Annotated in this window: 11 protein-coding genes and 1 tRNA gene; 6 read left to right on the top strand and 6 right to left on the bottom strand. The window is 72.6% G+C overall.

Going from position 1 to position 13,673, the window contains the following annotated elements; translation table 11 throughout:
• Window positions 1-3: 3 nt before the first annotated feature.
• Window positions 4-2,517 carry an ABC transporter permease gene (locus tag ABD361_RS23910; protein ID WP_344437758.1) on the bottom strand — a complete coding sequence of 838 codons (2,514 nt, stop codon included), beginning with the start codon at window positions 2,515-2,517 and terminating at the stop codon, window positions 4-6.
• Between the two features lie 35 nt (window positions 2,518-2,552).
• Window positions 2,553-3,380: an ABC transporter ATP-binding protein gene (locus ABD361_RS23915; RefSeq protein WP_425583304.1), complete on the bottom strand. Its 828-nt coding sequence runs from the start codon at window positions 3,378-3,380 to the stop codon at window positions 2,553-2,555.
• Window positions 3,381-3,692: 312 nt separating this feature from the next.
• Here ABD361_RS23915 and ABD361_RS23920 point away from each other — a divergent pair.
• Window positions 3,693-3,775 (top strand) — tRNA-Leu (locus tag ABD361_RS23920).
• Between the two features lie 211 nt (window positions 3,776-3,986).
• Window positions 3,987-4,880, top strand: a complete 894-nt coding sequence (locus ABD361_RS23925) for a Bax inhibitor-1/YccA family protein (RefSeq protein WP_344437762.1) — start codon at window positions 3,987-3,989, stop codon at window positions 4,878-4,880.
• Window positions 4,881-4,965: 85 nt separating this feature from the next.
• Here the strand turns inward: ABD361_RS23925 and ABD361_RS23930 are convergent, their stop codons facing one another.
• Window positions 4,966-5,196: a DUF4287 domain-containing protein gene (locus ABD361_RS23930; protein WP_344437764.1), complete on the bottom strand. Its 231-nt coding sequence runs from the start codon at window positions 5,194-5,196 to the stop codon at window positions 4,966-4,968.
• Window positions 5,197-5,294: 98 nt separating this feature from the next.
• Here ABD361_RS23930 and ABD361_RS23935 point away from each other — a divergent pair, with 98 nt between their 5' ends.
• Complete coding sequence (locus ABD361_RS23935; protein WP_344437766.1) at window positions 5,295-5,612, top strand: hypothetical protein; 318 nt, start codon at window positions 5,295-5,297, stop codon at window positions 5,610-5,612.
• A gap of 4 nt (window positions 5,613-5,616) precedes the next feature.
• Here ABD361_RS23935 and ABD361_RS23940 read toward each other — a convergent pair whose 3' ends face one another.
• The 3 genes from ABD361_RS23940 to ABD361_RS23950 all read right to left on the bottom strand — a co-directional run bounded on the left by ABD361_RS23940 (window position 5,617) and on the right by ABD361_RS23950 (window position 9,305).
• On the bottom strand, window positions 5,617-6,378 hold the full coding sequence (locus ABD361_RS23940; RefSeq protein ID WP_344437768.1) for a hypothetical protein: 762 nt from the start codon (window positions 6,376-6,378) through the stop codon (window positions 5,617-5,619).
• A 514-nt stretch (window positions 6,379-6,892) separates the two neighbouring features.
• The gene (locus tag ABD361_RS23945; protein WP_344437770.1) at window positions 6,893-8,113 is read right to left on the bottom strand and encodes an acetyl-CoA C-acetyltransferase; all 1,221 of its coding nucleotides are present in this window, start codon (window positions 8,111-8,113) and stop codon (window positions 6,893-6,895) included.
• A gap of 142 nt (window positions 8,114-8,255) precedes the next feature.
• Complete coding sequence (locus ABD361_RS23950; protein ID WP_344437772.1) at window positions 8,256-9,305, bottom strand: SGNH/GDSL hydrolase family protein; 1,050 nt, start codon at window positions 9,303-9,305, stop codon at window positions 8,256-8,258.
• A gap of 225 nt (window positions 9,306-9,530) precedes the next feature.
• On the opposite strand from ABD361_RS23950, the gene ABD361_RS23955 reads away from it, so the two are divergent.
• The 3 genes from ABD361_RS23955 to ABD361_RS23965 all read left to right on the top strand — a co-directional run bounded on the left by ABD361_RS23955 (window position 9,531) and on the right by ABD361_RS23965 (window position 13,618).
• Window positions 9,531-10,937 carry a cystathionine beta-synthase gene (locus ABD361_RS23955; protein ID WP_344437774.1) on the top strand — a complete coding sequence of 469 codons (1,407 nt, stop codon included), beginning with the start codon at window positions 9,531-9,533 and terminating at the stop codon, window positions 10,935-10,937.
• A 399-nt stretch (window positions 10,938-11,336) separates the two neighbouring features.
• Entirely contained in the window at window positions 11,337-12,692 is a 1,356-nt protein-coding gene (locus tag ABD361_RS23960) for an acyl-CoA synthetase (RefSeq protein WP_344437776.1), read from the top strand.
• A gap of 74 nt (window positions 12,693-12,766) precedes the next feature.
• Window positions 12,767-13,618 (top strand): MurR/RpiR family transcriptional regulator, encoded by an 852-nt coding sequence (locus tag ABD361_RS23965; RefSeq protein WP_344437778.1) that lies wholly within the window; start codon window positions 12,767-12,769, stop codon window positions 13,616-13,618.
• Window positions 13,619-13,673 lie beyond the last annotated feature (55 nt).

The raw sequence follows: 13,673 nt of genomic DNA on the forward strand, positions 1-13,673 counted from the left end.
TGCCTACTCCGCCTTGATGGCGGCCAGCATGTTGAGCTTGGCCGCGCGGCGGGCCGGCCAGAGCGCGGCCAGCATGCCGACGAGGGCGGCCAGCAGCAGGAAGACGGCCATGCTGCCCCAGGGCAGGACAAGCTCGTAGGTGCTGAGGGCCTTCTTGATGAGGTCGCCCGCGGCCCAGCCGAAGAAGACGCCCAGGCCCACGCCCATCACACCGCCGAAGAGCGAGATGACCAGCGATTCCAGGCGGACCATCCGCTTGATGCCCTTGCGGTCCAGGCCGATGGCCCGCAGCATGCCGATCTCCTGCTGCCGCTCGAAGACGGACATCGCCAGGGTGTTGACGACGCCGAGGACGGCGACGACGACGGCCATGCCCAGCAGGCCGTAGAGCATGTTCAGCAGCAGGCCGATGGCCTTGGAGATGTTGTCGGAGATGTCCTGCTTGGTCTGGATCTGAATGGCGGGGTTGTCGCCGAGGGCCTTGGCCAGCCGGTCCTTGGTGGCCTCGGTGGCGCCGCCCTTGGTCTTGATCATCACCTGGCGGTCGTCGATCTGGCTCTGATGCGGGGCCAGGGCCTCCTTGTCGATCCAGACGCCGCGCATCAGGTCGTTGCCCTTGTAGATGCCGGAGACCGACAGCCTGCCCTTGGTGCCGTCCTCGTAGGTGACGTCGAGGGAGGAGCCGAGCTTCCAGTGGTACGAGCGGGCCGTCGCGTCGTCCATGACGACCTTGTCGCCGGAGAGACCGGCGAAGGAGCCCGCCGTGAACTCCAGGCCGGTGAGCTTGCCGATGGTCCTGCCGTCGACGCCGGTGAGGCTCTGGTGCTCGCCGTCGATCCGCGCCGGGGACGAGCGCAGCGGGCTGGCGGCGGTGACGTCCGGGTGGGCGGCCAGCTTCTTCGCGACGTCGGGCGAGAGCGGGGTCATGCTCGCCATGGAGACGACGTAGTCCGCCTTCAGCGAGCTGGTGGCCATCTTGTCGATGGCCTGCTGGACGCTGCCGGCGATGACGGTCAGGCCGGTGATCAGCGTGAGGCCGATCATCAGCGCGGAGGCCGTCGCGGCCGTACGGCGCGGGTTGCGCACCGCGTTCTGCCGGGCGAGCTTGCCGGAGATGCCGAACAGGCGCAGCACGGGCGCCGCGGCGGCGATGACCGGGCGCGACAGCAGCGGCGTCAGCACGAAGATGCCGACGAGGACCAGGGCGGCGCCGATGCCCATCATGGTGGAGCTGGTGGCGGTCAGGACCAGGGCGGCACCCGCGGCCGTGAGGGCACCGCCGATGGAGTTGCGGACCACCAGGGACTTGGTGGTGGCCACGGCGTGCACGCTGTTCATCGCGGCGACCGGCGGGATCTTCGCGGCGCGGCGGGCGGGCAGCCAGGCGGCGAGCTTGGTGACGAGGACGCCGACGGCCAGAGAGGTCACGATCGTCGAGGGGGAGACGACCAGCGGGCCGTCCGGGATGGTCGCACCGGTGCTGTTGAGCAGGGAGCGCAGACCGGCACCGATCCCGATGCCCGCGAGCAGGCCGAGCGCGCCGGCGACGGCGCCCACGACGATCGCCTCGATCAGCACCGAGCGGGTCACCTGGCGGCGGCTCGCGCCGACCGCGCGCAGCAGGGCCAGCTCCTTGGTGCGCTGGGCGACCAGCATGGTGAAGGTGTTGGCGATGATGAAGATGCCGACGAACAGGGAGATGCCGGCGAAGACCAGCAGCACGCTGCGCATGCCGTCCATGCCCTGGGCGATGACGCGGCTCTGCTCGTCCGCGAGCTCCTTGGCCGTGGTGGCCTCGGCGTTCTTCGGCAGGACCTTCGTCAGGGACGTCTTGAGCGCGGCCTGGGAGGTGCCGGCGGCCGCCTTGACGTCGATGCGGCTGAACTCGCCGGGCTTGGCGTAGTGCTGCTGGGCGGTGGCGGTGTCGAACAGCGCGAGGCTGCCACCGGCGGAGACGTTGCCGTCGTCGGTGGTGAAGACGCCGGTCAGCTTCTCGGAGAGCACCGGACCGTCGATGGATATCCGGACGGTGTCGCCGACCTTGTAGCCGGCCCGCTCGGCGGTCTTGGCGTCCAGCGCGATCTCGCCGGCGTTCTGCGGCGCCCGGCCGCTCTTGAGCGGGTAGCGGGGGTCCTTGCCGCCCGCGCCGGGGTAGTAGTTGGAGCCGGTGGAGTCGAAGCCCTCGCCGACCAGCTTGCCCTTCTTGTCGGCGATGGCGGCGAAGCCGCTGACCGTGCCGGTCGCCGATGCGGCGCCGGGCACCTTGGCGGCCTTGTCCAGGAGCTCCTGGCTCAGCCGCGCGGTCGCGCCGGGCCGGCCCTCCTCCTTGTGGCGGGGCTCGATGGCGACGTCGACGCCCGTGAAGCCCTTCTCGGAGCTCTTCTGGAACGCGTCGGAGATGGTCGAGGTGAAGACCAGGGTGCCGGAGACGAAGGCCACGCCGAGCATCACGGCGAGCACGGTCATCAGCAGGCGGGCCTTGTGCGCGAGCACATTGCGCAGCGCAGTGCGGAACATGGGGTGTCAGTCCTGGTGGTCGGATCCGGCGGTGGTCAGCTCGTGCGGCCCTTGGCGTCGAACCGCTTCATGCGGTCGAGCACCGAGTCGGCCGTGGGGTCGCGCAGGTCGTCGACGATGCGGCCGTCGGCGAGGAAGACCACGCGGTCGGCGTAGGAGGCGGCCACCGGGTCGTGGGTGACCATGACGACGGTCTGGCCGAGCTCGCGCACGGAGTTGCGCAGGAAGCCGAGGACCTCGGCGCCGGAGCGGGAGTCGAGGTTGCCGGTGGGCTCGTCGCCGAAGATGATCTCCGGGCGGCTCGCCAGGGCCCGGGCGACGGCCACGCGCTGCTGCTGGCCGCCGGAGAGCTGGCTCGGGCGGTGCTTGAGCCGCCCGGACAGGCCGACGGTGTCGACGACCGTGTCGAGCCACTGCTTGTCGGGCCGGCGGCCGGCGATGTCCATCGGCAGCGTGATGTTCTCCAGCGCCGTCAGGGTCGGCAGCAGGTTGAACGCCTGGAAGATGAAGCCGATCTTGTCGCGCCGCAGCCGGGTGAGCTTCTTGTCGTTCAGCCCGGTCAGCTCGGTGTCGCCGATGCGGGCGGAGCCGGAGGAGACGGTGTCGAGGCCCGCCATGCAGTGCATCAGGGTCGACTTGCCGGAGCCGGAGGGACCCATGATCGCGGTGAACTCGGCCTGCCGGAACTCCACCGAGACGGCGTCCAGGGCGACCACCTGGGTCTCGCCCTGCCCGTACACCTTGGTCAGGTCCGCGGCCCGGGCGGCCACGGCGGTGGTGCGGACGGCGGTCTGGGCGCCGAAGGGCGTGGTGGTCACGGTGGAGCACTCCTTGCGGGACAGCGATGGGCGGACGTACTCCATCGTCGGTGCCCCGCCCGCGCCCGGGATCCGCCCCAGCTCCGGTTCCCGTGACAGTCTCCGGAGGTACGCCGCGGTCGCCGTGTCATCCCTGGGTAGGAGAGCGGCCCTTACCGAGGGCGACGAGATTGCGACAATTCCGCTTGCTCGTGGGGGCGGGGTGATGAACGGGGGAGATCGGCCCCTGGCATGTGCCAATGGCGTCGTCCCACGACTGATGCCCCCTCAGTTGCCAATAAAATAAGACAACCTCCGGTCCCGGATCCGCTGTTTGGGGGGCGCTCCCCGGCTAGGCTCGGGGTGCTCCAGCCCCCCGCCCGGATGGTGGAATGCAGACACGGCGAGCTTAAACCTCGCTGGCCCTTCGGGCCGTGCCGGTTCAAGTCCGGCTCCGGGCACCTCTCTCCCTCTGCTCTCCCTCTGCTTTTCCTCCGCATTCTCCGCGGCCCGCCCGCGGAACCGATCGGCGACGGTTCGCGTTGTCTGCTGTGGGGGCGTCCGCAGTGCAGAGGCGTGACAAAAAGATCGTCCCCTGGCAGGAGCGCCTTTTCTTTGCCTACCCATTACGCTTGAGGCCAAGGCCGCGCAGGGTGGCCATGGAGGAGTGAGATGAGGAGCAGCAACCCGGTCTTCTCGCGACGGGGGTTCAGCCGCGACAGCGGTTACGCGGGCTTCGGAGCGCAGCCGCAGGCCGGGGCCGCGAACCCTTACGCGTCGAACCCGTACGCCGGCACCGCCCAGCCGGGCGGCCCGTACGCGCAGCCCACCAACCCCTACGCGGCGAACCCGTACGCCCAGGGCGGCCAGGACCTCTACACGGGCCAGCCCCAGGCGCCCGTGCAGACCGCCGGGCGGATGACGATCGACGACGTCGTCACGCGCACCGGCATGACGCTGGGCCTGGTGGTCGTCGCCGCTGCCGCCGCCTGGGCGCTGTCGCTGCCCGTCGGCCTCGGCTTCGGCGCGGGCATCGTGGCCTTCGTCCTCGGTCTGGTCCAGACGTTCAAGGCCAAGCCCAGCCCCGCGCTGATCCTGGCCTACGCCGCGTTCGAGGGCCTGTTCCTCGGCGTGGTCAGCAAGGCCTACAACGCGGTCGCCTACGGCGCGCCCGTGCAGGCCGTGCTCGGCACGATGGCCGTCTTCGCCGGCGTCCTCGTCGCCTACCGGACCCGCATCATCCGGGTCGACAACCGCTTCGCCCGCTTCGCGATCGGCGCGGGCATCGGCTTCGTCCTGCTGATGGCGGCCAACTCGCTGTTCGCCGTCTTCGGCGGCGGTGACGGCCTCGGCCTGCGCAGCGGCCCGCTGGGCATCGCCGTGGGCGTCCTCGGCGTGCTGATCGGCGCCGCCTACCTGGCGCTGGACTTCAAGCAGATCGAGGACGGCGTGCGTTACGGCGCCCCGCGCGAGGAGTCCTGGCTGGCCGCCTTCGGCCTGACCCTGTCGCTGGTGTGGATCTACACCGAGATCCTGCGGATCATCGCGATCCTGAACAACGACTAGCCCCCGCGGCTGTCGGGAACAGGGCCGAGCCGAGAACAGGGCCCGGGAAGGCATCGCCTTCCCGGGCCCTTCTCGTGCCGCTCGGCTACCGAAGCTTCCGCGCCGCCCGTCGCAGGTCGTATTCGTGGACGATCGCCTTGGCGTGGCCGTAGGCCAGGTCGTGCGCTCCGCGCAGCCAGCTCACCTTCTCCTCGAAGCGGGAGAGGGAGGGTCCTTCCTCGACCGTGCGCAGCCAGTCGGCGATCTCGCGGCCCGTGCACTGGGGGATGCGGGAGAGCATGTTCCGGTGGGTCTCGTCGGAGAAGACGTGGGACATCGGCGCCTCCGGACGCGTCGAATGATGGTCCTTCATGTCACCGTGCCCGAGTGTTCAAGCGTTGGCAACAGTCGGTGGCAGGCGCATAGGCTCTGGGCGTGGACGATGTGACCCCCCTCCTCACCGCCGTGGACGCGTTCGCCGACCGGCTGCGCACCCTGCCGCAGTCCCGCCTGAGCCGGGGCGCGGCCGCCGAGGCCCTGGCCCTGGCCAGGGAGCTGGCGGCCCGTACCCAGCGGATCGAGGAGCCGGAGGTGAGCGAGGTGCGCGAGATGCCGGACGCGGGCATGTTCGCGGTCGCCGACCAAGTGGCGGTGGCCGGCCACGATTTGGCCGAAGCCCTCTCCGCGTCCGGCGGGGACGTCGCCGAGGCCGTGCGCCTGGTGGAGGCCGCCGCCCACCGCTGCGGGCTGTAGGCGCCTACAGCGAAGCGATGACGCGGTCCGCGAGGACGTAGACGGGGCCGGCCTCGCACCGGAACGTCAGGGCGTAGGCGCCCGAGATCCCCGAGCCGCCCAGGAGCGTGGGGGCCTCGCCGGCCCGCAGGGCCTCCGCCAGGCGCTCGGCCGTCTCCCGGTGCCCCGGCGTCATGCACACCGTCGTGCCGTCCGCGAAGACGTACACGTCCAGCGTGCCCAGCGGGCCGGGACGCACGTCCGCCAGCGGGATGCGCCCGTCGGCCAGTTCGGTGAGCCGCTCGATGGTGCGCTCGTGGTCCCCGACGGCCGAGGCGGCCGTCGGCGAGAAGTCCGGGTGCGAGGGGTGGCGACGGCGGGCCGCCGCGAGCTCCGGGGAGTCGGCGGCCTCGGACTCCAGCTCGGTGAGCGGGTCCACTGCCGCGAGGTCGGGCAGGCCGCCCAGCAGGGCCGCCGTGTCCGCCGCGCCGGCCAGGTCGCGGGCCTCCTGCGCGGCCCAGAACGCCCGGGCCTCGGCCAGCTCGCGCTCGCGCTCCTCGGCCAGTGCGTCGGCGACGGCGGCCCGTATCTCGGCGAGTTCGGCGGCCGGGGCGGTGCGCGCGGCGGGCACCGAGGGGCGCTCGGGCCGGTCCGCGAGGGCCGCGGCCAGGTCGGCCCGCAGGGCCGTGATCTGCCGGCGCAGACCGCGAGTGCTGTACAGGGCGGCGACGCCCGCGGCCGTGGCGGCCGCAGCGCCCAGCAGCAGGGCAAGGGACATGGCGCTCACTGACGTACTCCCGGTTGCTTGGATCCCCCGAATTCCTACCTCAGCATTGCGCATGCCTCGGGAGCCCCACAGTGCAAAACGTCAGCAAACGGACGGGACCAAGGGCCCGGACGTTGTTCCTTCAACCACCCTGACCTGGGGAAACGAATCTCCCCCGGGACGTTGGTCACATCCTGGGGGAGATTCGGTCACGTTTCGGCAAGGTGGCCGATAGTTGTCGTTGGCAGTTGCCGCTTGCCTTTTTGGCGTGGCCGGCGGATCGGGCAGCGCCCCGTAGGGGCGCGGGGAACTGCGCGATCGGCCACCGGCGGCCTGCAGCCGAAGCACGGCGCTTCATCCGCGGGCGCGTCGTGGCTTGTCGCGCCCACGCGGCGGAGCCGCAAATCGACAGGGCCCCGCGCCCGTTACGGGGCCCTAGCTCAGCCGCTCGTGTTCATGGTCGCGCTGAGCTTCGCCTCCGCTGCGGGCAGGTGCCGCCTTCGTTCCTCAGGCGCCCCCTACCCTCCGCTGCGGCTCAGCTCAGTCGCTCGATGACCATCGCCATGCCCTGGCCGCCGCCCACGCACATCGTCTCCAGGCCGAACTGCTTGTCGTGGAACTGCAGCGAGTTGATCAGCGTGCCGGTGATGCGGGCGCCGGTCATGCCGAAGGGGTGGCCGACCGCGATGGCGCCGCCGTTGACGTTGAGCTTGTCGAGGTCGATGCCCAGGTCCCGGTAGGAGGGGATGACCTGCGCGGCGAACGCCTCGTTGATCTCGACCAGGTCGATGTCGTCGATGGTCAGCCCGGCCCGCTTCAGGGCCTGCCGGCTGGCCTCCACCGGGCCGTAGCCCATGATCTCGGGGGAGAGCGCCGAGACGCCCGTGGAGACGATGCGGGCCAGCGGGGTCAGGCCCAGCTCGCGCGCCTTGGTGTCGGACATGATCACGACGGCGGCGGCGCCGTCGTTGAGCGGGCAGCAGTTGCCCGCCGTGATCAGGCCGTCGGGGCGGAAGGCGGGCTTGAGGCCCGCCACGCCCTCCAGGGTCACGCCCGCGCGCGGGCCGTCGTCCTTGGAGACGACCGTGCCGTCGGGGAGGGTGACCGGGGTGATCTCGCGCTCCCAGAAGCCCTTCTTGATGGCTTCCTCGGCGAGGTTCTGCGACCGCACGCCGAACGCGTCCATGTCCTCGCGCGTGACGCCCTTGAGGCGGGCGAGGTTCTCGGCGGTCTGGCCCATCGCGATGTACGCGTCCGGGACCAGCCCGTCCTCGCGCGGGTCGTGCCAGCCCTCGCCGCCGGCCTCGGCGCGGGCGGCCGTACGGGCCTCGGCGTCGGCGAACAGGGGGTTGTGGGTGCCGGGCTGCCCGTCGGAGGAGCCGTTGACCGACCGCGAGACCATCTCGACGCCCGCCGAGATGAACACGTCGCCCTCGCCCGCCTTGATGGCGTGCAGGGCCATGCGGGAGGTCTGCAGCGAGGAGGCGCAGTAGCGGGTGATCGTGGTGGCGGGCAGGTGGTCCATGCCCATCTGCACGGCCACGATGCGGGCGAGGTTGTGGCCCTGCTCGCCGCCGGGCATGCCGCAGCCGAGCATCAGGTCGTCGATGTCGCGCGGGTCCAGCCCGGGCACCTTGGCGAGCGCGGCCTGGATGATCGTGGCGGTGAGGTCGTCCGGCCGCAGCTCCTTCAGGGACCCCTTGAAGGCACGGCCGATGGGGGAGCGGGCGGTCGATACGATCACGGCTTCGGGCATCACGGCTCCAGGGGCGCGGACGGGCGGGACTCTCCGGTCTCACCGGGAAGTTACCCGCAAGTACGAGGCCGGTCACGACTTCACGCCTGTGAAACGGGCCTCTTTCCAGTCTCCCGCGCCCCGCAAGCGCCCTGCTGGGCCCTCATTCGCCCGTCACCGGCGCCGCCGTCACCCCCGGACCCGCGCCGGAACCCGTGCCCGGGGCCCCCGCGTCGGCGCCCGGCAGCCGCCGCCTGCGGCGGCGCTTGAGCAGCGCCCAGCGGGAGCGGGAGGTGGGCGCCACCTCGGTGCCGCCCTCGGCCGCGGCCTCCGCCGCCGCCCGGTCGACCGGCAGGATGCCCTCGCGCCGGGCCGCGTCCGGGCGCTCCTCCTCCGGCCACAGCCCCAGCGCCGCGCACAGCGTGGGCAGCACCGCCATCGCCGCCGTGGCGTAGCCCTCGGCCGAGGGGTGGTAGTTGTCCGGACCGAACAGCTCCCGGGGGTTCGCCGCGAACTCCGGACCCAGCAGGTCGCCGAGGGAGACCGTGCGCCCGCCCGCCTCCAGCACCCCGATCGTCTGCGCGGCGGCCAGCTGCCGGCTCAGCTGCCGGGCCAGCCAGCGCAGCGGCTGGTACACCGGCTCGATCGTCCCGAGGTCGGGGCAGGTGCCGACCACCACCTCGCACCCCGCGCCCCGCAGCCGCCGCACCGCCTCGGCCAGCAGCCGCACCGAGCGCGCGGCCGGCACCCGGTGGGTGACGTCGTTCGCCCCGATCATGATCACGCACACGTCCGGGACCCACTGCGGATCGCTGAGGATCTGGGTGACCTGCCGCTCCAGGTCGTACGACTGTGCGCCCGACAGCGCCACGCAGCGCATGTCGACCGGCCGCTCGGCCACCGCCGCGAGCCCCGTGGCCAGCAGGGCCCCCGGCGTCTGCCGCATCCGGTGCACGCCCTGGCCGGCGGCCGTGGAGTCGCCCAGCACGCCCAGCAGCAGCGGCTCGCGTCCCAGCTGGTGGACGAACGCCGATCCGTAGCGGCCGTCCGCCCGCGGGGGCACCCCGCCGGCGCCGCCGACGACCCGCCGGGCCAGCGCCACCTCGGTGAGCAGCACCCCGAGCGCCGCCCCGCCGAGCACGCCGACCCCGCCGCCCCCGTACGCCGCCGCGGCGGCGATCCGCCGGGCGGCCCTCGCCCTCGCCTTGGACATCGGACGGCCTCCTTCGTGCCGCATGCGCACACAATGCGCCACGGTGCGCGTTTTACACACGCTTCATAAAAGCTTCACGGAACCGGCTCGCCCTTGCCAGTGCGCGCCAATAGCAGGTTGCCCCGTGAGCCGGTGGTCACAACGCGCGTCGCGACAGGTCGGATGCGCTCTACGCTGGCGGCACGGGCATGCGACGACGGCCTGCCCCCGACCGCGGAGATCACCGTGCAGTATCACGATTCGATGATTGAGCTCGTTGGCAACACCCCGCTCGTGAAGCTCAACCACGTCACCGAAGGCATTCAGGCGACCGTCCTCGCCAAGGTCGAGTACTTCAACCCCGGTGGTTCGGTCAAGGACCGCATCGCCCTGCGGATGATCGAGGCCGCCGAGAAGTCGGGGGAGCTCAAGCCCGGCGGCACGATCGTCGAGCCGACGTCCGGCAACACGGGCGTGGGCCTGGCGATCGTGGCCCAGCAGAAGGGCTACAAGTGCATCTTCGTCTGCCCGGACAAGGTCTCCCAGGACAAGATCAATGTGCTGCGGGCCTACGGTGCCGAGGTCGTCGTCTGCCCGACGGCCGTCGACCCCGAGCACCCGGACTCCTACTACAACGTCTCCGACCGCCTGGTGCGCGAGACGCCCAATGCCTGGAAGCCCGACCAGTACTCCAACCCCAACAACCCGCTGTCGCACTACCACTCCACCGGCCCCGAGCTCTGGGAGCAGACCGAGGGGAAGATCACCCACTTCGTCGCGGGCGTGGGCACCGGCGGCACCATCAGCGGCACCGGCCGCTACCTCAAGGAGATCAGCAACGGCCGGGTGCAGGTCATCGGCTCCGACCCGGAGGGCTCGGTCTACAGCGGCGGCTCCGGCCGGCCGTACCTGATCGAGGGCGTCGGCGAGGACTTCTGGCCCTCCTGCTACGACGGCACGGTGACCGACGAGATCATCGCCGTCTCCGACAAGGACGCCTTCCAGATGACCCGCCGCCTGGCCAAGGAGGAGGGCCTGCTGGTCGGCGGCTCCTGCGGCATGGCGGTCGTCAGCGCCCTGGAGGTCGCCAAGCGCCTCGGCCCGGACGACGTCGTCGTGGTGCTGCTGCCGGACAGCGGCCGCGGCTACCTCAGCAAGATCTTCAACGACGAGTGGATGGCCGACTACGGCTTCCTGGAGGAGGCCGGCGACGCCGCCCGCGTCGGCGACGTGCTGCGCCGCAAGGACGGCGGCCTGCCCTCGCTGGTGCACATGCACCCCGAGGAGACCGTCGGCCAGGCCATCGAGGTGCTGCGCGAGTACGGCGTCTCGCAGATGCCCATCGTCAAGCCCGGCGCCGGCCACCCCGACGTCATGGCCGCCGAGGTCGTCGGCTCGGTCGTCGAGCGCGACCTGCTGGACGCGCTGTTCGCCCAGCGGGCCTCCCTGGAGGACCCGCTGGAGAAGCACATGAGCGCCCCCCTGCCGCAGGTCGGCTCCGGCGAGCCGGTCGGCGACCTGATGGCCGTCCTCGGCGGCGCGGACGCGGCGATCGTCCTCGTCGAGGGCAAGCCCACCGGTGTGGTCAGCCGTCAGGACCTGCTCGCCTTCCTGGCCGAGAGCGGCAAGGGCGGCAACGGCGCCACCAAGTAGGAACCGTTCGGCCGCGGGCCGGCCAACTGCCGGACCGTAAAAGGTACGTATGCGTCACGTGGGCGCAGCACCGGCTTAACACGGGTCCGGCATAGTGGTGCTCGCCGGCAAGGAGGAGCACCGCTCCCCGGGCCGGCAGCGCCGACGCGGCGGCGGGTGTTCCGGAGCGGCTCCCGGACACCGGGCCGTCCGGGCGCGGCCGCCCGGGCCCGTACCCGGAACCTGCGGCCGTGCCCCGCGCGGGGACCGCCGTCGTCCCGACCCCGGCTCCGGCCGGGGTGCGGCGGCCCCCGTGCTGCGCGTGCCGCCCCGCTCCCCCCGCTCCCCCTGCTCCCGGTGCGTGTGCCGCCGGTACGGTCGGGGCGTGCCCCGCGCCGGCGGGGCCGGAAGGAGCGGACCGTGACCCCACCCCTGCTGACGGCCCTCTCGGCGCCCGCCACCGCCGACCGGCCGGACGCCCTGACGATCGCCGGGCGGTCCTGCTCGCGGGAGGAACTCCTCGGCGCGGCGGGCGCGGTGGCCTCCCGCATCGCGGGCGCGGACAGCGTCGCCGTGCGCGCCGAACCGGCACTGGAGACGGTCGTGGCCGTCGTCGGCGCCCTGCTGGCGGGCGTGCCCGTCGTCCCGCTGCCCCCCGACGCCGGACCCGCCGAACGCGACCACGTCCTGCGCGACTCGGGCGCCTCCCTCGTCCTCGGCGAGGACGAGCCCGTGGACCTTCGCGCCCGCGCGGCCTGGTCGGGCCCCGAACCCGATCCCAAGGCCACTGCCTTCGTGCTCTACACCTCCGGCACGACCGGGGCGCCCAAGGGCGCCCTCATCCCGCGCGGCGCGATCGCCGCCGGCCTCGACGGCCTCGCCGAGGCATGGCAGTGGACCGCCGAGGACACCCTCGTGCACGGGCTGCCGCTGTTCCACGTGCACGGCCTGGTCCTGGGCGTGCTGGGGGCCCTGCGCACCGGCTGCCGCCTGGTGCACACCGGCCGCCCCACCCCGCAGGCGTACGCGGCCGCCGGCGGCAGCCTGTACTTCGGCGTGCCCACCGTCTGGTCCCGCGTGGTGCGCGAACCCTCCGCCGCCCGCGCCCTGGCCGGCGCCCGGCTGCTGGTCTCCGGCAGCGCCGCACTGCCGGCCCCCGTCTTCCGCGACCTCGAAGCGCTCACCGGAGCGCGCCCCGTCGAGCGCTACGGCATGACCGAGACCCTGATCACCGTCTCGGCCCGGGCCGACGGCGAGCGCCGCCCCGGCGCGGTCGGCGTGCCGCTGCCCGGCGTGCGCACCCGGCTGGCCGCCGTCTCCGGCGGCATCGGCGAACTGGAGGTGACCGGCCCCACCCTCTTCACCGGCTACCTCGGCCGCCCGGAGGCCACCGCGGCCGCCCACACCGACGACGGGTGGTTCCGCACCGGCGACATCGCCACCATCGAGGAGGACGGCACCCACCGCATCGTGGGCCGCGCCTCCACCGACCTCATCAAGTCCGGCGGCTACCGCATCGGCGCGGGCGAGGTGGAGAACGCGCTGCTGGACCACCCGGCCGTCAGCGAGGCCGCCGTCGTCGGCGTCCCCCACGACGACCTCGGCCAGGAGATCGTCGCCTACGTCGTCGCCGACGGCGTCGGCGAGCGGGAGCTCATCGACTTCGTCGCCTCCCACCTGTCCGTACACAAGCGGCCGCGCCGCATCCGCTTCCTGGACGCGCTGCCCCGCAACGCCATGGGCAAGCCGCAGAAGAAGCTGCTGCCACCGCTCTGAGCGCCCTGCATAATTCCATGCAGAAGAATTTCTGCGTGAATGGTGAACGGTGAACGGCGAGGAGGGCCCGGCCGATGGGCGAGACCAACGGTGAACCGGAGGCCACGGCACGGCTCCAAAAACTCTTCGAAGGCCACCGGCTCACCCCCACCCAGCGGCGCATCGCCCACTGCATGGTGCGGCGCGCCGCCGACGCGCCCTTCCTCTCCAGCGTCGAACTCGCCGAACTCGCCGGCGTCAGCCAGCCCTCCGTCACCCGCTTCGCCGTCGCCCTCGGCTTCGACGGCTACCCCGCCCTGCGCCGCCACCTGCGCGACGTCGTACCCGCCGCAGAGGCGGCGCAGGACGCCTCGGCCAACGAGTACCAGCAGGCCGTCCAGGCCGAGATCGACAACCTCCGCCACCTCGCCGGACTCCTCGCCGACCCCGCCCCCGTCGAACGCGCCGGCCGCCTCCTGGCCGCCTCCCGCCCCCTGCCCGTCCTCGGCCTGCGCGCTGCCGCCGCCCAGGCCACCGGCTTCTGCTACTTCGCCCGCAAGGTCCACCCCGACGTCCGGCTGCTCGACGAGGGCGGCACCCTGCTCGCCGACCGCATCGACGGGGCGGTCCGCGCGGGTGCCACGGCCCTGCTGTGCTTCGCGCTGCCACGGCACCCGCGGGAGGTCGTCGAAGCCCTCGCCTACGCCCGCGGGGCGGGCCTGACGGTCGTCACCGTCGCCGACTCCACCTTCGCCCCCGTGGCCCGCCACAGCGACCTCCTCCTCCCGGCGGCCGTCGGTACGGGCCTGGCCTTCGACACGGCGTGCGCACCGATGCTGCTGGGGCGGGTGCTGCTGGAAGCGATGTGCGACGCGCTACCGGACGCGCAGGCGAGGCTGGAGGAATTCGACGCGCGGGCCGCTGCGCGGGGGCTGTTCGTGGAGTGACGGTGCCCGTCCGGCGTGGTCGTCGTCGTGGGGGCACCACGCGCGCCCCATAGCG

Origin of the sequence: Streptomyces luteosporeus (genome assembly GCF_039532865.1) — a bacterium.
GTDB classification, from domain to species: domain Bacteria; phylum Actinomycetota; class Actinomycetes; order Streptomycetales; family Streptomycetaceae; genus Streptomyces; species Streptomyces luteosporeus.